This is a genomic window from Nonomuraea sp. NPDC054003, assembly GCF_055585125.1.
The window spans coordinates 263,331-283,864 of record NZ_JBVJKR010000012.1 but is presented as its reverse complement, the minus strand read 5'-3'; the positions used below and the strand labels follow the sequence as shown (position 1 = coordinate 283,864).

Here is a 20,534-nt window from a genome sequence, read left to right as displayed (position 1 = left end):
GGAGGCGTTCGAGGTGGGGCAGTTCCCCGGGGCGCACGTGGGCGGTGCCGCACCCTCCAAGGATTCCCACCCGAGCCGGTGCGGCACCGTGCCTGCCGAAAGTCCGCGCCGTTTCCGGAAACGCCGTCACCACAGGTAGATCTCGTGGACCAGGCCGTCCGGCTCCTCCCGATAGGTGATCGGGGACCCGGTCTGCCTGGCCTGCGTGGCCAGCGTCAGCAGCGCCGTGAACGCCCCGTCGCCGCCGTTGTAGATCTTCTTCCAGACGCCCTGCACCAGGATCCAGGCGTTGCGGGTCTGGGCGATCGACCAGGTGGCGGTGACGGTGGCGCCGGAGATCCACCCACCGGCTCCGCCATTCTCCGCGACGGTCTCCTCGGCCGCTTCCGGGGAGACGGTCAGCGTCGGCCGCATCTCGCCGTCCGGTAGCTGCGCGAACCGGGCGACCATCTCGTCACCGGCCGGCTTGGCGGTGCCTTGGCCATCGGCGGCGACCGGCCGCACGGACGGCGGGATCAGCACCGGCCGGGAAACGGTGATCTCGTCGTACTCCTTCGTCGTCATCTCTCCCCCTACCACGCGTAGATCTGGTGGACGGTTCCGCCGTCCTCGTACAGGCCGACGGGCGTGCCGAGCGCCTTGGAGGCCGCCAGTTCGAGCAGCATCGCCTCGCCGGTGGTCGCGTCGGCGCCGTCGAGCTTGAGCCAGCCGCGGACACTGCCGTAGGCCCACACGTTGCCGTCGGCCTCGTTGCTCCACAGGCCCAGGATCCGCTGGTCGGGCAGCCAGCCGCGCAGTGTCACCCCGGAGACGGAGCAGGTCTGGTAGGTCTCGATACGGCACTGACCGTAGGCGATCTTGAAGAAGCCCTGGTCGCCCCAGTGACGACCCCAGCTGTTCTTGGCGATCCAGCATCCGGCGGCATCGTCGTACCCGACCAGGCTGACGCAGTGACCGCCGGCGTACGCGCCGGTGACGTGCCGATAGACGCCGCCGCCGTAGCTGAAGAAGTCCTGGTAGACGTCCAGGCACGCGGAGACGGCGCCGTACGCGGCGATGTGCTCCTTCATGGCCGCGGCGTCGCCGCTGATGTCCTGGAACCGCGCGACCTTCGCCATGCGGTTGGGCCAGTCGGCGTTCAGCCGGGAGCAGTCCTGGTCCCCGGCCACGTAGGGGAAGTAGTCGTCGAACGTGACCCCCGCGTCGCGGCAGTAGGGCAGGGCCTGCGCCGGCCACCAGCCCGCCACGCAGCTCGCTCCATCCTGGCCGCCGTGGCAGTAGAACAGGTGGGCCTCGGAGAGGTCCACTGTGAGGCCCGGCGTCCGGTTGGTGAAGCGGGCGACGTGCTCCATCGTCGAGATCACCGCGAAGGCGACGCACGACCCGCAGTCCCCCTGGTCCTTGACCGGTGTGGTGTAGTCGGCACCGCCGTGGTCGCGCAGGTCGAAGGCGGCGGGGGCCCCACCGACTCCGCGCCGGCCGCGTGGGCCGCCGCGGTCCGCTCGTCGAGGTCGTCGTCGAGCTCGGCGACGCTCACGCCCGGGGTCGGCGGAACCCCGAGGCGCAGGACCCTGCTCTCTTCGGTGAGCCCCGTCATGGACGTGTACGCCATGCTCCATGGCTGCTCGGCCTGTTCCAGCTCCGTCTGGAGCCGGCCCAGGTCGAGCGGACTGTTCACTGGCATGTCCCCTCCTAGGTCGCGTGGCTCCAAGCGTCGCCGTGCCGGTCCCCTGGCGCCCCGGGGGATGGCCTAGGGGCTTCCCCAGTCAGGGCTCACCTGAGAGAGATCCGCCAGGCGACGAACGCGGCCGCGGCGAGCCCGGCGAGGGCCAGAAGGCTACTGGTGAGGAACGGGTCGATGCCGTCCAAGGCGGGAGCGAACCCGATGCCGACGTACACGGTGACCCCGGTAGCACCGCCCAGTTGGTCGGCGGCTCGCTGGACGCCGGAGGCGATGCCGGCGTCGTCTTCGGTAACGCCGGTCACCGCCACGTACTGCAGTCCGACGATCCCGAACCCTATCCCGGCGGCGACGAGCATCATGGCCGGAATCATCGCCGGACCGGTGGCCCCGAGACGGGAGACCAGCGCGATGGCGGCCATCGCCAGCATGGTGCAGCCGATCCCGGCCAGGACGCAGACGCGGGCGCCCCACCGTCCGAACAGCCGGGGAATCAGCAGCGAGGCCGCGATCAGGGACACCGCCAAGGGCAGCATCGTCAGGCCGGCCTGGAGCGGGCCGGCGCCCAGCCGATCCTGCAGGTAGTAGGTGAACAGCAGGAACGAGGTGGACAGCGCCGCGCTCAGCAGGGCGGTGGCGAGGTTGGCGAGGACGCGCGGCCGGTTGCGGAAGAACCGCGGCGGCACGAGCGGTCGCCGTGCGCGGCGCTCGACCCTGACGAACAGCGCCCCGGCCACCACCGCGCCGGCCAGCGCCACCGGCGGCAGCCACGGCAGCGTGCCGTCCGCCCCTCCTGCCTCGACGACCCCGAGGGTGAACAGCAGCGGAGCCGCGACCAGCAGGAGCGCACCGGGGAGGTCCAGCGGAGCGCGCTCGGCAGCCCGTCCGCCCGGCACGAGGAGGACGACCGTGGCGAGCACGACCAGGATGAAGGGTACGGACACCAGGAAGATCCACCGCCAGCCGAGCAGCTCGGTGATGATCCCGGAGGCCACGAACCCGACGACGAGGCCGCAGCTCGCCACGGCCGCCCACACGCTCAGCGCCCGCGACCTGCGCGGTCCCTCGGGGAACATGAGCACGATCACCGCCATGGATGCCGGAAGCGCGACCGCTTCACCGGCGCCCTGCAGCAGCCGGGCTGTCACCAGCAGGGCGAAGGACGGCGCGAGCCCGGCCAGCACGGACGCGGCGCCGAAGAGCGTCGTGCCGAGCAGGAGGATGCGGCGCCTGCCGAGCACGTCGCCCAGCCGGCCGCCGAGCATCAGCAGCCCGCCGCCGGTGATGGTGTAGCCGACCACGACCCAGGTCAGCGCGTGATCGTCGACGCCGAAGTCGGCGCCGATCGAGGGCAGCGCGACATTGACCACGGTCATGTCAAGCGCGATGAAGAACTGCAGCGTGGCCATGCCGCACAGCACCAGCCACGCACGCACCGGGGACGATCCGTCCCGGAGCGAAAGGAGAATGCCTGAAAGCATCGAGTGCTCCGTTGCCCAGAGGAGGTTCCGGGCAGCACGAACGTGCCGCTCCGGTTGGACCACGAAGCGACAGGACGTTCAGCGGATGGTGAGAAGAACGCCCCGCCGCTTAGCGGAGCGTCCTTGTCACCGCGGCACAGACGGCCGCGCACGAAGCGCCAGACATGTCACCGATGCTAGCGGAGCCGACGGCAGATTGATCACTCTGCCGGACCTGGCAGCCGCCCCGGCACCGCACCCTGTGTCCCGTCGGTCCCACGATGCCTTGATCGGGGATGACGATCGGCCCTCAGCGGAAGCGCCAGTAGCCGCTCGCCGGCTCTTCGCTGGTCGTGCACTTGGCCACGGACCTCACGGTGTTGGGGCGCCTCCACTGTCCGTACCGGGTCGTGTAGTTGCTGGAGCCGATCCTGTAACACCTGACCACGGCCTGGAACTCCCCGTCCCCCTTGCCGCAGAACACTTCGTAGGTGAACGTCGTGTACGTGTCGGAACAGTTGGAGGGAGCCGCGTGTGCGGCCCCCGCCGAAGCGACCACTGTGCCGGCCGCCAGCAATGCGCCGACCGCGGCCACCTGCAGCGTCTTCGTCACCTTTTTCATTGCACTCCTCACAGGGTCTTATCACCGTGACAGGACTCGGCTGGAACGCCGTTGATCTACGGCACAGCGTAGGCAGGAGGGGCTATCCATCCGCTTGTCGGCGGCTATTACCCGCTTGCGGCACTTCGGCAGTGTGCCTACGCTCGCCATCAGCGATCAGGGGGGCCGCAGGTGCTGTTCGGCATTCTTGGACCGGTTGAGATCATCACGGACAGCGGGCCGGTATCCGCCGCCCAGCCCAGGCACCGGGCTTTCCTGGCGTATCTGTTGCTGCACGCCAACCGGGTGGTGACGCCCGATCAGGTGATCGAGGCCATCTGGGGCGGCGCGGAGCCGGCGTCCGCGCGGACACAGGTCCACGTGGCGATCTCGGGACTGCGCAAGGCGCTGCGTGAGCGCGGGCTGGACGACGTCATCGTCACCTGCCCCGGCGGCTACCGCCTGGAGCTGGCGTACGGTGCGCTGGACGCCGACGTCTTCGCCGGCCGCGTCAAGGCGGGCCGCAGGCTGCTCGAACGCGGCGCGCACGAGGAGGCGGCCCGCGAACTGGACGCGGCCGCCGCGCTGTGGCGAGGGCAGGCGCTGGCGGACATCACCGCGGCGTACGCGGACGCGGCCCGCCACCGGCTGCATGAGCAGCGGCTGAGCGCTCTGGAGTCGCTCGCTGATGCCCGGCTGGCGCTCGGCGATCACGACGCGCTGATCCCCAAGCTGAGCGGCCTCGTCGAGGCACACCCGCTGCGTGAGCCGATGGTGTGCCGGCTGATGCTGGCGCAGTACCGTGCGGGGCTTCGCTCTCAGGCGCTGGAGACCGCCAGGCGGATGCGCGGTCTGCTCGCCGAGGAGGAAGGGCTCGACCCTGGAGAGGCGTTCGTCCGGCTTGAGCAGGCCATCCTCACCGCGGACCAATCCCTGAGCCTCGCTCCGGCGACCTGGGTGCGGCCCGCCCAGCTCCCCTATGACGTCCACCGCTTCACGGGAAGGGTCCGGGAGCTGGAGACGCTGACCGCGATGGCGTGCGCGGCCGACCCGCCTCCCGCGGTGCTGGTGGTCGGCACGGCCGGGGTGGGCAAGAGCGCGCTGGCTGTGCACTGGGCGCACGGACATCGCGACCGGTTTCCTGACGGGCAGCTCTACGTGAACCTGCGCGGCTTCGATCCCGGCCGTGATCCCTTGGAGCCCCTTGAGGTGCTGCACAGGTTCCTGCGCTCTGTCGGAGTCGACGCGGTCCCCGACGAGGTGGACGAGGCGGCGGCGCTGCTGCGCTCGCGGCTCTCCCGGCAACGTGTGCTGATCCTGCTGGACAACGCGCGCGACGCCGAACAGATCCGGCCGCTGCTACCCGGTTCGGCGAGCTGCGTCGTCCTGGTCACCAGCCGTAACCAGCTCCGCGGCCTGATCGCCAACGAGGGGGCGCGGCTGCTGCGGCTCGATCCGCTCACCGCGATCGAGGCGGACGAGCTGCTGCGCGGGGCCATCACGAGCTCGACGGCCGACGACGAGCGGGCCATCCGCGAGCTGGCGCGGCGGTGCGCGTATCTGCCGCTGGCCCTGCGGCTGGCCGCGGCGCAGCTCATCTGCCGTCCTCATCTGACGATCGTGGAGTACACCAGGCGCCTCGCGACCGATGACGCGCTGGAGGTGCTCGACATCCAAGGTGGCCTGAAGGGGCCGGTCGACTCCGCGTTCGAGCTGTCCTACCGCGCGCTCGGGGACGTCGCGCGGCGGTTGTTCCGGCTGTTGAGCCTGGCTCCCGGCCAGGACTTCGCGCCGGAGGCGGCCGCGGCGCTGCTCGGCGTCACCCTCGCCGGGGCACGGCGTCCCCTGGAGGAGCTGTCCACGGCGCACATGATCGATGAGCATCGGGCGGGCCGCTACACGATGCACGATCTGCTGCGCAGCTATGCCATCCGGATGCTGGCCAGTGACGAACCGGACGAAGGACGGACCGAGGCGGCCCTGCGGTTGGTCGACTTCTACGCCGACGCGGTCTTCGCCGCCTATCCCCTGTTGCAGCCGCGCCGGCCTCCGGGCGAGCGTCAGCTGACACACCCGCCGGTGGAGCGGCTGCGGTTCGCCGATCGGGCCGAGGCTCTGGCCTGGCACGACGCGGAGCGCGAGAGCTTCGTGGGTGTCGTCGAGCTCGCCGCCCGGCACGGCCGGCATCACCGCGCCTGGCGGCTCACCTCCGACCTGCTGGCGTACTTCATCATCCGGCGACGCTGGCGGGAGTGGTCGGCGGCACTGCGGATCGGCCACGCGTCCGCGACGCGGTGCGGCGACCTGGAGGGCATGACGTACATGAGCAACTCGTCGGGCATCGTCTGCAAGCAGACCGGGCGCTACGCCGAGGCCGTCGAGCACTACCTGCGGGCGATCGACCTGGCGACCGCGGCGGGCAGTGACCGCATGGTCGGCTCGGCCCACGCCAACCTCGGCGGGCTGTACATCACCCAGGGCCGTCCGGAGGAAGGGATGCGGCATCTGCGGATCGCGCTGGCCGTGCCCGAGTACGGACAGGTGCCGCAGTACGCCGCGGCGGGACACGTCAACCTGGGCTGTGCCCTCATCGAGATGGGCAGCCTGCCGGAGGCGGACGAGGCGCTGCGGCGGGCGCTCGGATACGCGATCGCCTGCGATGACGTGCAACAGATCTGCTTCTCCCTGCACAACCTCACCGAGATCGCGTTACGCAGAGGAGACCGGGAGGCGGCCAGGCGGCACGCCGAGACCCAGTTGACCCACGCCGAGGAGCTCGGCGACCCGCTGCGCACGGCGGCGGCACTCGACCTGCTGGCCTCCACCGTGCTCCTGGAGGACCTGCCGGCCGCCCGGGCGCACTGGCGGGCGGCGCTGGCGATCTATCGCGACCTCGGCCATCGTCAGAGCGCGGTGCTCAGCGAGTGGCTGGCCACGATAGAAGAGGATCTGGACGATCTCGCCGGCGCCAACGAGGAGTACCGCCGTCGTTGCCGCAGGCTCGTCTGAGCCGCGGAACGCCGAGCCCGGGTCGGCCGCGCGGAGCCTCCGTCATCGGATGATCTTCGGGCCCGAGCCGGTGGAGGCGCGGACGATGAGTTCGGGCCGGAAGATCAGCTCCTGGTGGCGGGACGGCGCCCCGGCGACCAGCTCCAGGAGCGTGTCGACCGCGGCCGCGGCGATGACCTGTACCGGCTGGCGCACCGTGGTCAGCGGCGGGTCGGTGTAGGGGATGAGCACCGAGTCGTCGTATCCGACCACGGACACCGCGCCGGGGACGTCCAGCCCTCTGTCGCGGCACGCCCTGATGGCGCCGATCGCCATGAGGTCGCTCGCGCAGACGATCCCGGTGCAGCCGCGATCCAGGAGCTGGGCCGCCGCGGCCTGCCCGCCCTCCACGGAGAAGAGGGAGTGGGCGATCAGCGCGCCGGGGTCCTCGCCGGGGCACAGGTCGGCCATGGCCTGCCGGTAGCCGTCGATCTTCCTGATCACGGGGACGAACCTGGCCTGGCCCACGGCCAGCCCGATCCGCTCGTGCCCGAGGGCGTGCAGGTGCTGAACCGCGAGCCGGGCGGCGAGGCGGTCGTCGGTGGACAGGAACGGCGCTTCGACGTCCGCGGCGTACCCGTTCAGCAGGACCATCGGCACCTTCTGCGTCACCAGCCGGATGTAGCGGTCGGCCCGCGCGGTGGTGTCCGCGTGCAGCCCCGACACGAAGATCATGGCGCTGACGCCGCATTCGAGCAGCAGCTCGGTGAACTCGTCCTCGGGCGCGCCGCCGGGCAGCTGTGTGCACAGTACGGGCGTGTAGCCGTGCTGGGTGAGCGCCTTCTCGATCGCCTGGCCGAAGGCGGGGAAGATCGGGTTGTCCAGCTCGGGTGTCACCACGCCCACCAGGCCGCGGCTGCGTTGCCTGATGCGCGGTGGTCTCTCGTAACCGATGAGGTCGAGCGCGGTCAGCACGGAGTGCCGGGTCGGCTTCGAGACTCCCGGCCGGCCGTTCAGCACCCGGCTGACCGTCGCCTCGCTCACCCCCGCGAGCGCGGCGATGTCGGTCAGCCGGGGCATCCCGTTCGCGGGCATCCCTACCACAGGGGCCGCCCCCACCAGGCGGCCGAGTCGGGCGGGAGCGAACCGCCTGCCAGGGACGCGCTGGCCAGCAGCAGGTCGCCCGAGACCGGCAGCTCCACCTCGTGGTCGTTGAGGTTGACCGCGCAGGTGAAGCCGTCGCCGCGGGTGAAGACGAGCGTCCCGTACGGCGAGTCGAGCCAGGTGAGCGCGCCGTCGCCGAGCTCGGGGCGTGCGCGGCGCAGCCGCAGCGCCTGCCGGTACAGCTCCAGCGTCGAGCCGGGGTCGTCCCGCTGCGCTTCCACGCTCAGCTCCGCCCACGTGCCGGGAATCGGGAGCCACGGGTCGTTCCAGCCGGTCTCGCGGGTCCAGGGAATGGGCACCCGGCAGCCGTCGCGGCCGCTGTCGGGGGCGCGCAGCCGCTGCGGGTCCCGCAGGACCTCTTCCGGCAGGTCGAGCACCTCGGGCAGGCCCAGCTCCTCGCCCTGGTAGACGTACGCGGAGCCGGGCAGGGCGAGCGTCAGCAGCGCGGCGGCGCGAGCCCTGGCCAGGCTGCCGTAGCGGGTGACGGGCCGCTTGACGTCATGGTTGGACAGCACCCAGGTGGACGGCGCGCCGACCGAGCCGGCCGTGGCCAGTGACTCGTCGATGACCTCGCGCAGCGCCCCGGCCTGCCACGGGGTGTTGAGGAAGTGGAAGTTGAACGCCTGGTGCAGCTCGTCCGACCGGACGTAGCGGGCCAGCCGTTCGGCCGTGGGCGCCCACGCCTCGGCCACGCCGATGCGCTCCCCCGGGTACGAGTCGAGGACGCGCCGCCACGACCGGTGGATCTCGTGCACGCCGTCCTGGTCGAAGTACGGCACCACGTCGGCGCCGATCATGCGGACCTGGCCGGTCCGGCCGACGTCGGGCAGCCCCGGCGCCTTGACCATGCCGTGCGCGACGTCCACCCGGAACCCGTCCACGCCCAGGTCGAGCCAGAAGCGCAGCACGCCGGCGAACTCGGCGTGCACCTCCGGGTGCTCCCAGTTCAGGTCGGGTTGCTCGGGGGCGAACAGGTGCAGATACCACTGGCCGTCGGCCACTCTGGTCCAGGCGGGGCCGCCGAAGATGGATTCCCAGTCGTTCGGCGGCAGCTCGCCCTGTGCGCCGCGGCCGTCACGGAAGATGTAGCGCTCCCGGTCCGGACCGCCCTTGAGGGCACGGGCGAACCATGGGTGCCGGTCGGAGGTGTGGTTGGGCACCACGTCGACGATGACGCGCAGGCCGAGGGCATGCGCGTCGGCGATCATCGCCCGCGCGTCGGCGAGCGTGCCGAACAGCGGGTCCACGTCGCGGTAGTCGGCGACGTCGTAGCCGAAGTCGGCCATCGGCGAGGGGTAGAACGGCGTCAGCCAGACGGCGTCCACGCCCAGTTCCGCCAGGTAGGGCAGGCGCCGGCGCACGCCCGGCAGGTCGCCGACGCCGTCGGCGTTCCCGTCGGCGAAGCTGCGCACGTAGACCTGGTAGATCACCGCGTCCCGCCACCAGCGGGTGGCGGTCACCGGCTGCGCGGCGCCCTCGGCGAGTTCGGTCATCTGTTTCCCCGATCAGTCAGAGTCGGAAGGCCGGTGCGACGAGGCCGGCTCACGACTTCGTCGCGCCGCTGGTCAGCCCGGCGACCAGATGGCGCTGGACGACGAGGAAGACCGCCGCGGCGGGCACCGCGATCAGCACGGCGGAGGCGGTGAGCAGTCCCCAGTCGGACCAGTGCTGGCCGACGAACTGTTGCAGGCCCACGGCGAGCGTGCGCTTCTCCTCCTGGGACATGAACACGGTGGCGTACGCGACCTCGCCCCATGCGGTCATGAAGCAGTAGAACGCGGTGACGGCCAGGCTGGGCCGGGCCAGCGGCAGCACCACCCGCCAGAACGCGCCGAAGGGCGTGAGCCCGTCGATCAGCCCGGCCTGGTCGATCTCGCGCGGGATGGAGTCGAAGTAGCTCTTCATCATCCAGGCGCAGAACGGCACCGCGATCGTCATGTAGGCGATGATCAGCCCGGGGATCTGGTTCAGCAGTCCGAGCGCGGCCATCAGGTTGTACAGCGGGACGATGAGGATGGCGACGGGGAACATCTGGGTGATCAGCAGCATCCACATGATCCCGCGCCGGCCGGGGAAGGCATGGCGGCTGAGCGCGTACCCGGTGGTCGAGGCGAGGAAGACGCCGAGGACGGTGGTGAGGCCCGCCGCCAGCACCGAGTTGACCAGCCACGTCAGGAACTCGGTCTCGCCGAGCACCCGCGCGTAGTTGGTCAGCGACGGCTGGTTGAAGATCTCCAGCTCGGCGGACAGCCATCCGTCGCGGGGCTTCAGCGACGTCAGCACCAGCCAGACGACGGGGAACAGCGAGACGGCACAGGCCGCGACGAGGGTCACGTGCAGCAGCACCGACGCGGCCGGGCTGCGCCTGGCGGCGCCCGGCGCGACCGGGCGGGTGTTCGCGGTCACCAGACCTCCCCTTGTCTGCGCAGCGCGCGGCGGTAAACGGTGGCGAGTACGACGAGCAGGGCCAGGATGATCACGCCCCAGGCCGCCGAGCCGGAGTAGTTGCGCACCCCGGTGAACGCCTCCCTGAAGGCGTAGGTGACGAGGATCTCCGTCTCGCTGCCGGGGCCGCCCCGCGTTATCAGGAAGATCACGGGGAACATGTTGAACGTCCAGATGGTGCCCAGCAGCACGACCGTCGCCGAGACCGACCGGAGCATGGGCAGCGTGATGTGACGGAAGCGCTGGAAGGGTGTCGCGCCGTCGACCGCGGCGGCCTCGTACAGCTCGGACGGGATCGACTGCAGGCCGCCCAGCAGGGCCACCATCATGAACGGCACGCCGACCCAGACGTTGACCGCGATCACCGCGAGCTTGGCCGTGACCGGGTCGTCCAGCCAGCCGACCGCGCCGAGCCCGGCCGCCCTGAGCATCGCGTTGATGACGCCGAAGTCGCTGTTGAACAGGTAGCGCCAGATGAAGGCGGCCACGAACCCGGGGATCGCCCACGGCAGGATCAGCAGCACCCGGTAGAGCGAGCGGAACCGCAGCCGGCGGTGCAGCAGCATGGCCAGGCCCAGGCCGATGCCGTAGTGCAGGACGACGCAGGACACCGTCCAGATCGCCGTCCAGGTGAGCTTCTCCCAGAACAGGCCGCTGGAGAGGATGCCGACGTAGTTGTCCAGGCCGACGAACTCGTAGGTGGCCGGGATGACGTTGACGCCGATCGTCCGGCCGACGTTGGCCTCCGTGGCGTCCGTCAGGGACAGGTAGACGCCGCGCAGCAGCGGCCAGCCGATCAGCACGGTGACGACGATCATCACCGGGGCGACCATCGCCCAGGCGTACCAGTGCCGGGACAGGGCCCGCCGCAGCGGGCCTTGGTCGCGGCCGGCCCGGCGGCGGCCGCGGTCGGCGCTGTCCCTGGTCGTGCTCCTCGCACGTCCAGTCGAAACGGCCACGGTCAGCTCCAGGCCTTCATGATCGTCTGGAACTTCTCCTCGGCCTTGGTCAGCGTCTCCTCGGGCGTGGCGCCGCCGACCAGTTCCTGGTAGCTCTCCAGCAGCGGCTGGAAGAGCTGGCCGCCTTCGGGGATCCACGGGCGCGGCACCGCGGTCTCCATGATCGGCTTGAAGATCGACACGTCGGTGTTGGCCTTCACCCTCGGGTCCTCGAAGCTGGAGGTGCGGGCGGGCAGCAGGCCCAGTTCGGCGGAGACGGTGGCGAGCGAGGAGGACGAGCTCATGAAGCGCAGGAACTCGTACGACGCCTCGATGTTCTTGGATCCGGCGTAGATCGCGAGGTTCCAGCCACCCGTGGGCGCGCCCGCCTTGGCGGAGCCTGCGGGCACCGGGGCGATGCCGAGGTTCTCCTTGTCCGCGAACTCCTTGCCCTGATAGACCTCCGACAGCGACCAGGGGCCGTTGTAGATCATCGCGGTCTTGCCGTCCTTGAGCGCGGTCATCGCGTTGGCGTAGCTGTCCTGCAGCGCGGGCTTGGCCGCCGCACCCGAGGTGATGAGGTCCTGCAGGGTGGCCATGGCCTTGACGTTCTGCGGGGAGTTGACGACGACCTGCTTGTTCCGCACGTCGAGGAGGTCGCCGCCCTCGCCGTAGATGAAGGGCAGCAGGAAGTAGCCGTCCACGTTGAGCGCCAGGCCGTTGGCGCCGGTCTTGGACTTGACGTCCAGGGCCGCCTGCTTGAGCTCGGGTACGGTCGCGGGCGGCTTGTCGTGGCCGGCCTCCTTCAGCAGCCGCTTGTTGTACAGCAGGGCGAGTGTGTCGGTCACCTGCGGGACCGCCCACGTCTTGCCGTTGTACTTGGTGCTGCTCAGCGGGCCGGGGAGGTAGTCGGCCTCGTCGTCGACGGCGCGGGTGCCGTCGAGCGGCTGGAGGTAGCCGAGTTCGGCGAACTGGGACGTCCAGGCGACCTCGGAGCGGATCACGTCAGGGGCGCCGGTGCCGGCCTGGGCCGCTGTCTGGAACTGGTTCTGCGCCTGGTCGGAGGGGACGTTGACGTACTTGATCTTGATCTTGGGGTACTTGGCCTCGAACTCCTTGATCAGCTTCTGGAATGTCGGGCCCTCGCTGTCCGGGCGGACGGTGTCCCACCACGTGATCTCGCCGCTGATCTGGCTCGGGTCGGCGGGGGCCGAGCCGGTCGGCGCGGCGGAGGATGTGCCGTCGCCGCCGCCGCACGCGCCGACCGCGAGCGCGAGCGCCGCGACCATCGTCACGGCCGAAAGGGCTTGCCGCATCTCTGTCTCCTCGTAGGAAGCCGAAGGGGGACACGCCGCGGGAGACCTCGCCCGCCGGGGTCCTCGGAAGTGAGGTGGACGTTACGCGCCTGCAAGCTTCATTGAAAGACTTTGCAAAGAAGGATCACTTTTTCGTTATCTTTGCAAGGAGGCAGCCAGCCGTCACTCTGGGTGACGACACCTGGACAGCAGGTCTCCTGATCCGAGCACCTGCCGGAGGAAGGGCTGCCGCGGGAGTCAGGAGGTGGGGACGACGGGCGTGCGGATGGGGGCCGTCGAGCGGCGGACGACCAGCTCGGGGCGGTGCAGCAGCTCGCCGCGGGGCGCGGGCACGCCGCCGATCTCGTCGAGCAGGCTGCTCACCGCGTTCAGCGCCATCTCGCGCACGGGCTGCCGGATCGTCGTGAGCGGCGGGTCGAGGTAGGCCGTCATCGGCGTGTCGTCGAAGCCGACCACCGACACTTCCTCCGGCACGCTCAGGCCCAGGTTGCGGGCACCCCTGATCGCGCCGATGGCCATGATGTCGCTGCCGCAGCAGATGGCCGTGCACCCGCGCTCGAGCAGTTGCTGGGCCGCGGACTGGCCGCCCTCCACGGTGTAGAGCGTGTTGACGACCAGGTCGGAGACGTCGGAGACGCCGGCGTAGTTGGCCATGGCACGGCGGTAGCCCTCCGTCTTACGCATGGTGGGCACGAAACGCTCCTGGCCGATCGCCAGGCCGATGCGCCGGTGGCCGAGGGAGACCAGGTGGGCGACGGCCATGTCGAGCGCGGCGACGTCGTCGTTGGAGATGAAGTGAGCCTGGATGTCGGGGCGGTAACCGTTGATCAGCACCATGGGCAGGCCCAGCTCGGTCAGATGCACGTAACGCGCGGCGTTGGAGCGGGAGTCGGCGTGCAGCCCGTTGACGAAGATGATGCCCGCGACACCGCGCTCAAGTAGCAAAGCGGTGTAGTCGTCCTCGGTGACGCCGCCCGGCGTCTGCGTGCACAGCACGGCGGTGTAGCCGGACAGCACCAGGGCGCTCTCGATGACCTGCGCGAACGCCGGAAAGATCGGATTGCTGAGCTCGGGGAGGATCAGGCCGATCAGGCCGGTGTGGATCTGCCGGAGCTTGGCCGGGCGCTCGTAGCCGAGCACGTCGAGTGCGGTGAGGACGGCTTGCCTGGTGCCGGGCGCCACGCCCGGTTTGTCGTTGAGCACCCGGCTCACGGTGGCCTCACTCACGCCCGCTTGGGCGGCGATGTCGGCGAGGCGCATGGTCATGGCAGCCAATTTACCGTTCTCCGTCTCCTCCCAGGACCGTGGCTGCGGGCGCTTCGGCCAGCAATGCGTTGCAAGCTCTTGCAGACACTTCGCCGTGGAGGCAGGTCACTCTTGAAAAGTCTGCAAACTATTGCAAGGACCTTGGCCGCCGAGTAACTTCCAGGCAACACCGAGGAAACCCGAACGCGGAGGTTCTGATGGTGCCTCTCCCCCATGGGCGTGCCAGAGCACCGCCGGGCCCCTCGGTCCGCCACAAAGCAGCCCTCAAAGCAAGACGGGCCGGGTGTTGGCCCACCCAGCCCGTTGACGGGAACCCCATCCTCACGTTTCTGGAGATCCCCGCATGAAACTCTACAAAGCAATCGTCGCCACCGCATTAGCGGCGGCGAGCAGCATCGCCGTGCCCGTGCTGGGCCAAGCCCCCGCCCACGCCGCCTCCGGCGTCGGCGTCATCGCCAACCTGTGGAGCTGGAACTGGAACTCGGTGGCCAGGGAGTGCACGGAGGTGCTCGGCCCGGCCGGGTACGGCGCGGTGCAGGTCTCACCGCCGCACGACTCGATGACCAAGGGCGGCACGGTCTGGTGGGACATCTACCAGCCCGCCCGCTACGAACTGACCAGCAAGTTCGGTGACGAGGCCGCGTTCAGGCGCATGGTCGCCGCCTGCAACGGCGCCGGCGTGAAGGTCCAGGTGGACGCGGTCATCAACCACATGACCGGCCAGGGCGCCACCAGCTACGGCGGCTACGGCTTCAGCAAGTACAACTATCCGGGGCTCTACTCCTCCCAGGACTTCCACCAGCCCACCTGCCAGATCAACCAGGGCGACTACCGCAACGACGCCTGGCGGGTCCAGAACTGCGAGCTGGTGAGCCTGTCGGATCTGAACACCGGGTCCGAGTACGTCCGGGGCAAGATCGCGGACTACCTGAACAAGCTGACGTCGCTCGGCGTGTCCGGCTTCCGCATCGACGCCGCCAAGCACATCCACCCCGGTGACCTGTCCGCGATCAAGTCCAGGCTCGTCGGATCGCCCTACATCCACCAGGAGGTCATCCAAGGCGACCAGGAGGCCGTCCAGCCGAGCCACTACACCGGCGTCGGCGACGTCGACGAGTTCGTGTACGGCCGCAAGCTGCGGGAACAGTTCACCGGCCAGATCAAGAACCTGCGGACCTTCGGCGAGAGCTGGGGTCTGTCGGTGCCCGGAGACAAGGCCGTGGTGTTCGTCGACAACCACGACACCGAGCGGGGCGGCTCCACGCTCACCTACAAGAACGGCGACACGTACAAGCTGGCCAACCTCTTCATGCTGGCCTGGCCGTTCGGCACCCCCCAGGTGTACGCCTCGTACACCTGGAACAACAGCGAGGCAGGGCCGCCCTCGGCCAACGGCGGCCACGCCACCGACGTCAACTGCTCCAACGGCCAGTGGACCTGCTTCAACCGGCAGGTCGCCGGCATGGTGGGCTTCCACAACGCCGTCAAGGGCACCGGCGTCGCCAACTGGACCGACAACGGGAACAACCTGATCGCCTTCAGCCGCGGCGACAAGGGCTGGGTCGCCATCAACAACGAGGGCGGCTCCATCACCCGGACCTTCACCACCGGCCTGCCCGCCGGGACGTATCCGAACGTGGCGGGCGGCGGCACAGTAACGGTCGACTCCAGCGGCAGGGCGACGGTCACCGTGCCCGGCAAGAGCGCGGTCGCCGTCCACACCGGCTCGGCCCCCCAGCCGGGTGACAAGGAAGCCACCGTCTACTACAGGACGGGCTGGGCCACGGCCAACATCCACTACAGCGTCAACGGCACCTGGACCACCGTCCCAGGCGTACCCATGGAAACGGCCTGCGCCGGCTGGAAGAAGAAGACCATCAACCTCGCCAACGCCACCAGCCTCAAGGCCGCGTTCAACAACGGCTCCGGAACCTGGGACAACAACAACGGCAACGACTACACCCTCGCCACCGGCACCTCCACCATCAAGGACGGCGTCATCACCCCCAACGCCGCCAACCCCTGCGGAAGCTGATTCCCCGCCTGTTCCGCGAACGGGTGTGGCGGGGGCTCCCAGACGAGGCTGCCCCCGCCACACCAGGGTCTGACCCGGTCAGGAGGCCGACGCGCTGACCGGCCGTCAGGTCACTCGACCATGATCTGATGGAGGGCCTTGGCCGCCCAGTAGATGACCTCGCCGAGGTCCGGCGGCGTGTCCTCGAAAGTGAACGTGCCGTTCTTCTGCGTCGTCACGCCGGCGATCGGCTCTTTCGTCCCGTGGACCAGGCGCCGGGTCACCGCGAGCGGCTTGAGCCCGAGCGCCTTGCCGTCGGTACGGGTGAGCCGCCCCTCGACGGTGACCGGCGAGCAGGACATCGAGCCGGAGCGGGCGCGAGCCGACGGCGGCTGAACCGGCGGCATCCGTACGGCCGGAAGTGAGCGTACTGTCACCTTTCGGATGCATGAAGTGATGACCCCGTCTTGGGATTCCTGTGACGGGAGCATCACTTTCTGTGCACTCTGGCGGAATGCAACTACTGGTGTGGTTCGCCATCGTCATGGCCGTCGTCTACCTGGGGTCCTGCTACTTCCACCCCTATATGAAGTGTCCGCGCTGCAATCGCTCAAAAGAGTCGCATTCGACCACTTTCAAGGGGGCTTTCGGCAAATGCCGGGCGTGCGGCGGGGTCGGGCATTCGGTGAGGTTCGGGGCGAAAATCCTCGGCCGGAAGTGACTGTTCCGGAGTCCGGCCAACAGTCGTCTCCAAGCCACGGCGGTGGCGGGCCTCGCCTGCCACCGTTCCGGCGCGGAGTCCGGGATCGCGGCTACCGGGGAGGGTCGGGAGCCAGACTCCCGTCGGGGGCGATGTGATCGAAGATCTGGCGGATCAGGGTGACCACATGGGGGTCCTCCACCGCGTACAGCGTCCGGCGGCCGTCCCGGCGTGCGGTGATGAGGCCGGCCAGGCGGAGCTTGGCCAGGTGCTGGGACACCGTGGCGATGCTGATGCCCACGTGCGTGGCCAGCGTGCTGACGTCGTAGGAACCGTGGGTGATCAGCCACATCAGGTGCAGCCGGACCGGGCTGGCCATCAGGGCGAACGTCTCGGCCGCCGCCCTCAGCTGCGCGGGGGTCGGGTGCTCGGCGCCGGGTGAACCCGGTGTGGAGGTCGGCATGGCCTCTCCATTGTCCCGCGCCGACGGCCTATCTCCACGTTTCGACACTTGCGCGATTTCCGAAACGTGTGGAAGAGTGAAGCCGCTCCGAAGGGGAGTAGCCCGCGACGCCCGCGCGTCGACACGCTGAGAACCTCGCGTTCTCCGGCGGCGGGGACCGGTCACCGGCCGGTGGGCGAGACCTTCGGCCACGCAGTCATGCCTGGCCGAGTCTCCCCGTGGGTCCCGGCCGGGTCGTCCACCGCCAGGGAAGGACTCCTCCACTTGGCTCCCACCAAGCCGCCCCAGCCGTCGAACTGCGGCACGGACAGCACCATGAAGACCTCGACGTCGCGGCTGCCGGCCGACGCCCGCTCCCCCAAGGCGAGCAGTTGGTGACCGACCCGGCCCTCTCCCTGGCGCGGGCACGGGCCTTCGCCGACGGCCCCCTGAGAAACGGAGACGTCTTCGTGCTGTCCGACCTTCTGTCCTACGGCGTACGGATCCTGCCCGGACTGCTGCTGATCGGCGCGTGCTTCGCGCTGGCGCGCGCCGAGCGGGACCCGCTCCTGCGCATCGTGACCCTCGTCCTCGGCTTCGTGCTGATCAGGGATGCGATGACACCGCTCGGGTTCTGGCGGCTCGGCGTCGCGGGAGGGGCGCCCTGGCTGCGCTTCACCGACGAGGCGGGCATCCTGCTGCTGTTCGCCGTGGGTACGGTGGTGCTGACCGCCGCCGTGCTGACCCTGGATGGCGAGCTGCGCTCGCTGGTGCGGTGGGGCCGGTTCACCCCGGCCGCGCTCGCCCTGGGGATCGGCGGCGGCGTCCTGGCCGCCGCTCCGGTGCTGCTGCTGTCCTTGGCGACACCGCCGGCGGATCGGGGAGGCGCGGTCGCGGTCACGCTGCTGCCGGTGCTGCTGCTGTTCAGCCTGGCGGGCAACCTCGCCGAGGAGGTGCTGTTCCGCGGGTTCCTGCAGGGCCGGCTGGAGCAGCACACCGACGGCATCCGGGCGGCGTTGCTGTCGGCCCTGCTGTTCGCCGCCTGCCACGTCTTCCTGGCCTCGACCGTGACCGACGTCGGCTGGCCGCTACTGGCCTTCACCCTGTACGAGGGGCTGATCTGCGCCTTCCTGCGGCTGCGGTCAGGCGTGACCGCCGCCGCCCTCGCCCACGGAACCGGGATCTTCCTGCTGGCCGGCGCGCTGGTCTGAGCCTCAGGGCGCGCAGTCGGGGACGGTGTCGCGCAAGCCCAGCCGGCCCTCGTAGATGGCCACCTTGTGGGTTATCAGCTTGAGTGACTCGTCGAGTTCGTGGAGCTGGGCGAGCACCCGTTCCCGATGTCCGCGCAGCACCTCCAGCCGTTCCGCCTCGTTGCCCTGGCCTGCTCTGACGAGCTCGGTGTAGCGCCGGATGTCGGTCAAAGGCATGCCGGAGGCCCGCAGCCGGACGCACACGCCCAGCCAGTCGACGTCACCCTCGTCGTAGACCCGGTGGCCCGCGGTTCCCCGCCGTACCGGCTGGGCCAGCAGCCCTTCTCGCTCGTAGAACCGGAGGGTGTGCACGCTGAGCCCGGTGCGTTCGGCGACCTGGCCGATGCTCAATCCCGACATGCGGCTCAGTTTGCCCTAGAGTCGGCTCTAGCTTCTACGGTTCCGACGTATGAGATATCGCATCCTCGGCGGCACCGGCATAGAGGTCAGCACCCACTGCCTCGGCACCATGATGTTCGGCTCGACCGGCAACCCCGACCACGATGACAGCATCCGCATCATCCACGCCGCCCTCGACCAGGGGATCAACTTCATCGACACCGCCGACATGTACTCGGCGGGCGAGTCCGAGGAGATCGTGGGCAAGGCGCTGCAGGGCCGGCGGGACGACGTGGTGCTGTCGACCAAGGTGCACTTCCCGATGGGGGAAGGGCCCAACCGGAGCGGCAACTCGCGGCGCTGGATCATGCGCGCGGTCGAGGCGAGTCTCAAGCGGCTGCGCACCGACTGGATCGACCTGTACCAGATCCACCGCCCCGACCACCGGACCGACATCGAGGAGACCCTCTCCGCGCTGACCGATCTCGTACGGCAGGGCAAGATCCGTGCCTTCGGCAGCTCGGCCTTCCCGGCGCACGAGACGGTCGAGGCCTACCATGTGGCCCGGCAGCGCGGCCTGTACCGGTTCCGCACCGAGCAGCCGCCGTACAACATCCTGGCCCGCGGCATCGAGGGCGACGTCCTGCCCACGGCGCAGCGGCTCGGTATGGGCGTGCTCACCTACAGCCCGCTGGGCTGGGGGTTCCTGACCGGCCGTTACCGCAAGGGACAGGTCGACCTGTCGCAGGGCCGCGCCGCTCGCGCGCCGGAACGGTTCGACCCGTCCATCCCGGTCAACGCGGCCAAGCTGGAGGTCGTCGAGGAACTGGTGAAACTGGCGGACGAGCTCGGCCGCACCCTGCCGCAGCTGGCCGTCGCCTTCGTCGTGTCACACCCGGCGGTCACCTCGGTCATCCTCGGCCCGCGCACGATGGAGCAACTGGAGGGCTTGCTGAAGGGCGCCTCGCTGGTGCTCGACGACACCGTGCTCGACCGGATCGACGAGCTCGTGCCGCCCGGCACCGACGTCTACCCTCCTGTCGCTCTCTGGAGTCCCGCGCCCCTGACCGACCCCGCGCTGCGCCGCCGCCCGCCCGGCGACCGCTCCGCGAGCTGAGCCTCCGGTCCCGGGGAAGCCGGGACCGGGTCACAAGGTCGAGGTCGGCTCAGGGCTGGATGTCGAGCCACTCCTGGAAGGTGGGCCCGGCCAGTTTGGCGTGCGGGCCGGGCAGGAAGGCGCCGTCGGCGGCGAGCCCGGCATCGGGCATGCCGGCCCCGTCGACGCCGACGACCTTGACGCCCCGGCGGGCGCCGAGGAGCCGGGCCGCCTCCGCCATGGTCTCCTTGCGGGGTCCGGCGATCTCGGGGATCGGTGTTCCCGGGGCGTCGGGGGCGGTGGCCAGGTCGGCCAGTTCCTCGGCCACGGTGCGGCAGGCGACGAGCTGGGTGGGCAGGGCCGGGATGTGGGCGACGTCGCGCTCCTGCCAGTCCAGCAACTGGCCGATGAACTCGTGGAACTGCGCGGCCCGCAGGATGCGGACGGGGAGCGGGCAGGACAGCAGCAGTTCCTCGTGCGCCTTCTTGGCGGCGAGGAAACCGGCGGTGGCCTGGTCGGCGCCGATGATGGACGCCATGGCGATCCGGGCTACGGCCGCCTGCTGACCGTACTCGTGGAGATTACGGGCCGAGGTGCGGAAGAACTCCGTCGCCGCCTCCTGCTCGGAGGCGTGCCACGAGGCGACGTCGATGATGACGTCCACCCCGGTGAGCGCCTCGGCCAGGCCCTGACCGGTGATGACGTCCACGCCGGTGGCGCGGGACATCGGCACGACCTGGTGCCCCCGTTCCGTAAGGACGTCGACGACGTGGCGGCCCAGCCGCCCGGTCGCCCCTGCCACCGCGAACGTGGTGATGCTCATGCTGGGCGCCT

The 20,534-nt window shown here is 70.0% G+C and carries 19 protein-coding genes; 4 read left to right on the top strand and 15 right to left on the bottom strand.

Features of this window, described 5'->3' with window-relative positions; genetic code table 11:
• Nucleotides 1-126 precede the first annotated feature (126 nt).
• The 5 genes from ACZ6YG_RS30285 to ACZ6YG_RS30265 form a co-directional block, all read right to left on the bottom strand.
• Complete coding sequence (locus ACZ6YG_RS30285; protein ID WP_466019875.1) at nucleotides 127-564, bottom strand: hypothetical protein; 438 nt, start codon at nucleotides 562-564, stop codon at nucleotides 127-129.
• Between the two features lie 8 nt (nucleotides 565-572).
• A complete protein-coding gene (locus ACZ6YG_RS30280) occupies nucleotides 573-1,442 on the bottom strand; it encodes a C1 family peptidase (RefSeq protein ID WP_466019916.1) in 870 nt (289 codons plus the stop codon).
• Nucleotides 1,361-1,684: a hypothetical protein gene (locus ACZ6YG_RS30275; RefSeq protein ID WP_466019918.1), complete on the bottom strand. Its 324-nt coding sequence runs from the start codon at nucleotides 1,682-1,684 to the stop codon at nucleotides 1,361-1,363. The genes ACZ6YG_RS30280 and ACZ6YG_RS30275 overlap by 82 nt, the downstream gene beginning before the upstream one ends.
• A gap of 89 nt (nucleotides 1,685-1,773) precedes the next feature.
• Nucleotides 1,774-3,117 carry an MFS transporter gene (locus tag ACZ6YG_RS30270; RefSeq protein WP_466019874.1) on the bottom strand — a complete coding sequence of 448 codons (1,344 nt, stop codon included), beginning with the start codon at nucleotides 3,115-3,117 and terminating at the stop codon, nucleotides 1,774-1,776.
• 334 nt (nucleotides 3,118-3,451) lie between these two features.
• Complete coding sequence (locus ACZ6YG_RS30265; RefSeq protein WP_148032998.1) at nucleotides 3,452-3,754, bottom strand: hypothetical protein; 303 nt, start codon at nucleotides 3,752-3,754, stop codon at nucleotides 3,452-3,454.
• Nucleotides 3,755-3,934: 180 nt separating this feature from the next.
• Here ACZ6YG_RS30265 and ACZ6YG_RS30260 point away from each other — a divergent pair, with 180 nt between their 5' ends.
• Nucleotides 3,935-6,751 (top strand): AfsR/SARP family transcriptional regulator, encoded by a 2,817-nt coding sequence (locus ACZ6YG_RS30260; RefSeq protein WP_466019873.1) that lies wholly within the window; start codon nucleotides 3,935-3,937, stop codon nucleotides 6,749-6,751.
• 42 nt (nucleotides 6,752-6,793) lie between these two features.
• Here the strand turns inward: ACZ6YG_RS30260 and ACZ6YG_RS30255 are convergent, their stop codons facing one another.
• From ACZ6YG_RS30255 to ACZ6YG_RS30230, 6 genes are all read right to left on the bottom strand, one after another.
• Nucleotides 6,794-7,825 carry a LacI family DNA-binding transcriptional regulator gene (locus ACZ6YG_RS30255; RefSeq protein WP_148033000.1) on the bottom strand — a complete coding sequence of 344 codons (1,032 nt, stop codon included), beginning with the start codon at nucleotides 7,823-7,825 and terminating at the stop codon, nucleotides 6,794-6,796.
• A 2-nt stretch (nucleotides 7,826-7,827) separates the two neighbouring features.
• Nucleotides 7,828-9,387: a glycoside hydrolase family 13 protein gene (locus ACZ6YG_RS30250; RefSeq protein WP_466019872.1), complete on the bottom strand. Its 1,560-nt coding sequence runs from the start codon at nucleotides 9,385-9,387 to the stop codon at nucleotides 7,828-7,830.
• 49 nt (nucleotides 9,388-9,436) lie between these two features.
• Nucleotides 9,437-10,300, bottom strand: coding sequence for a sugar ABC transporter permease (locus tag ACZ6YG_RS30245; protein ID WP_261808710.1), 864 nt, complete (start codon nucleotides 10,298-10,300; stop codon nucleotides 9,437-9,439).
• Nucleotides 10,297-11,298, bottom strand: a complete 1,002-nt coding sequence (locus tag ACZ6YG_RS30240; protein ID WP_148033002.1) for a carbohydrate ABC transporter permease — start codon at nucleotides 11,296-11,298, stop codon at nucleotides 10,297-10,299. The genes ACZ6YG_RS30245 and ACZ6YG_RS30240 overlap by 4 nt, the downstream gene beginning before the upstream one ends.
• Nucleotides 11,299-11,300: 2 nt before the next feature.
• Nucleotides 11,301-12,593 (bottom strand): extracellular solute-binding protein, encoded by a 1,293-nt coding sequence (locus tag ACZ6YG_RS30235; protein WP_148033003.1) that lies wholly within the window; start codon nucleotides 12,591-12,593, stop codon nucleotides 11,301-11,303.
• Nucleotides 12,594-12,830: 237 nt separating this feature from the next.
• Complete coding sequence (locus ACZ6YG_RS30230; protein WP_466019871.1) at nucleotides 12,831-13,859, bottom strand: LacI family DNA-binding transcriptional regulator; 1,029 nt, start codon at nucleotides 13,857-13,859, stop codon at nucleotides 12,831-12,833.
• 343 nt (nucleotides 13,860-14,202) lie between these two features.
• On the opposite strand from ACZ6YG_RS30230, the gene ACZ6YG_RS30225 reads away from it, so the two are divergent.
• Nucleotides 14,203-15,894, top strand: a complete 1,692-nt coding sequence (locus tag ACZ6YG_RS30225) for a carbohydrate binding domain-containing protein (protein ID WP_466019870.1) — start codon at nucleotides 14,203-14,205, stop codon at nucleotides 15,892-15,894.
• Nucleotides 15,895-16,004: 110 nt separating this feature from the next.
• Here the strand turns inward: ACZ6YG_RS30225 and ACZ6YG_RS30220 are convergent, their stop codons facing one another.
• Both ACZ6YG_RS30220 and ACZ6YG_RS30215 read right to left on the bottom strand, forming a co-directional pair.
• Nucleotides 16,005-16,310: a hypothetical protein gene (locus ACZ6YG_RS30220; protein WP_466019869.1), complete on the bottom strand. Its 306-nt coding sequence runs from the start codon at nucleotides 16,308-16,310 to the stop codon at nucleotides 16,005-16,007.
• Between the two features lie 375 nt (nucleotides 16,311-16,685).
• Nucleotides 16,686-17,036: an ArsR/SmtB family transcription factor gene (locus tag ACZ6YG_RS30215; protein ID WP_466019868.1), complete on the bottom strand. Its 351-nt coding sequence runs from the start codon at nucleotides 17,034-17,036 to the stop codon at nucleotides 16,686-16,688.
• Nucleotides 17,037-17,410: 374 nt separating this feature from the next.
• On the opposite strand from ACZ6YG_RS30215, the gene ACZ6YG_RS30210 reads away from it, so the two are divergent.
• The gene (locus ACZ6YG_RS30210) at nucleotides 17,411-18,226 is read left to right on the top strand and encodes a CPBP family glutamic-type intramembrane protease (RefSeq protein WP_466019867.1); all 816 of its coding nucleotides are present in this window, start codon (nucleotides 17,411-17,413) and stop codon (nucleotides 18,224-18,226) included.
• 3 nt (nucleotides 18,227-18,229) lie between these two features.
• Here ACZ6YG_RS30210 and ACZ6YG_RS30205 read toward each other — a convergent pair whose 3' ends face one another.
• Nucleotides 18,230-18,625, bottom strand: coding sequence for a MerR family transcriptional regulator (locus ACZ6YG_RS30205; RefSeq protein ID WP_148033007.1), 396 nt, complete (start codon nucleotides 18,623-18,625; stop codon nucleotides 18,230-18,232).
• Between the two features lie 49 nt (nucleotides 18,626-18,674).
• Here ACZ6YG_RS30205 and ACZ6YG_RS30200 point away from each other — a divergent pair, with 49 nt between their 5' ends.
• Nucleotides 18,675-19,721 (top strand): aldo/keto reductase, encoded by a 1,047-nt coding sequence (locus ACZ6YG_RS30200; RefSeq protein WP_466019866.1) that lies wholly within the window; start codon nucleotides 18,675-18,677, stop codon nucleotides 19,719-19,721.
• Nucleotides 19,722-19,770: 49 nt separating this feature from the next.
• Here the strand turns inward: ACZ6YG_RS30200 and ACZ6YG_RS30195 are convergent, their stop codons facing one another.
• The gene (locus ACZ6YG_RS30195) at nucleotides 19,771-20,523 is read right to left on the bottom strand and encodes an SDR family oxidoreductase (RefSeq protein ID WP_466019865.1); all 753 of its coding nucleotides are present in this window, start codon (nucleotides 20,521-20,523) and stop codon (nucleotides 19,771-19,773) included.
• Nucleotides 20,524-20,534: the final 11 nt, after the last annotated feature.

Coding starts and splice junctions, on each gene's coding strand:
- ACZ6YG_RS30285 (WP_466019875.1), bottom strand. CDS start 564: ATGACGACGAAGGAGTACGACGAGATCACCGTTTCCCGGCCGGTGCTG.
- ACZ6YG_RS30275 (WP_466019918.1), bottom strand. CDS start 1,684: ATGCCAGTGAACAGTCCGCTCGACCTGGGCCGGCTCCAGACGGAGCTG.
- ACZ6YG_RS30255 (WP_148033000.1), bottom strand. CDS start 7,825: ATGCCCGCGAACGGGATGCCCCGGCTGACCGACATCGCCGCGCTCGCG.
- ACZ6YG_RS30250 (WP_466019872.1), bottom strand. CDS start 9,387: ATGACCGAACTCGCCGAGGGCGCCGCGCAGCCGGTGACCGCCACCCGC.
- ACZ6YG_RS30235 (WP_148033003.1), bottom strand. CDS start 12,593: ATGCGGCAAGCCCTTTCGGCCGTGACGATGGTCGCGGCGCTCGCGCTC.
- ACZ6YG_RS30230 (WP_466019871.1), bottom strand. CDS start 13,859: ATGACCATGCGCCTCGCCGACATCGCCGCCCAAGCGGGCGTGAGTGAG.
- ACZ6YG_RS30225 (WP_466019870.1), top strand. CDS start 14,203: ATGAAACTCTACAAAGCAATCGTCGCCACCGCATTAGCGGCGGCGAGC.
- ACZ6YG_RS30215 (WP_466019868.1), bottom strand. CDS start 17,036: ATGCCGACCTCCACACCGGGTTCACCCGGCGCCGAGCACCCGACCCCC.
- ACZ6YG_RS30205 (WP_148033007.1), bottom strand. CDS start 18,625: ATGTCGGGATTGAGCATCGGCCAGGTCGCCGAACGCACCGGGCTCAGC.
- ACZ6YG_RS30200 (WP_466019866.1), top strand. CDS start 18,675: ATGAGATATCGCATCCTCGGCGGCACCGGCATAGAGGTCAGCACCCAC.
- ACZ6YG_RS30195 (WP_466019865.1), bottom strand. CDS start 20,523: ATGAGCATCACCACGTTCGCGGTGGCAGGGGCGACCGGGCGGCTGGGC.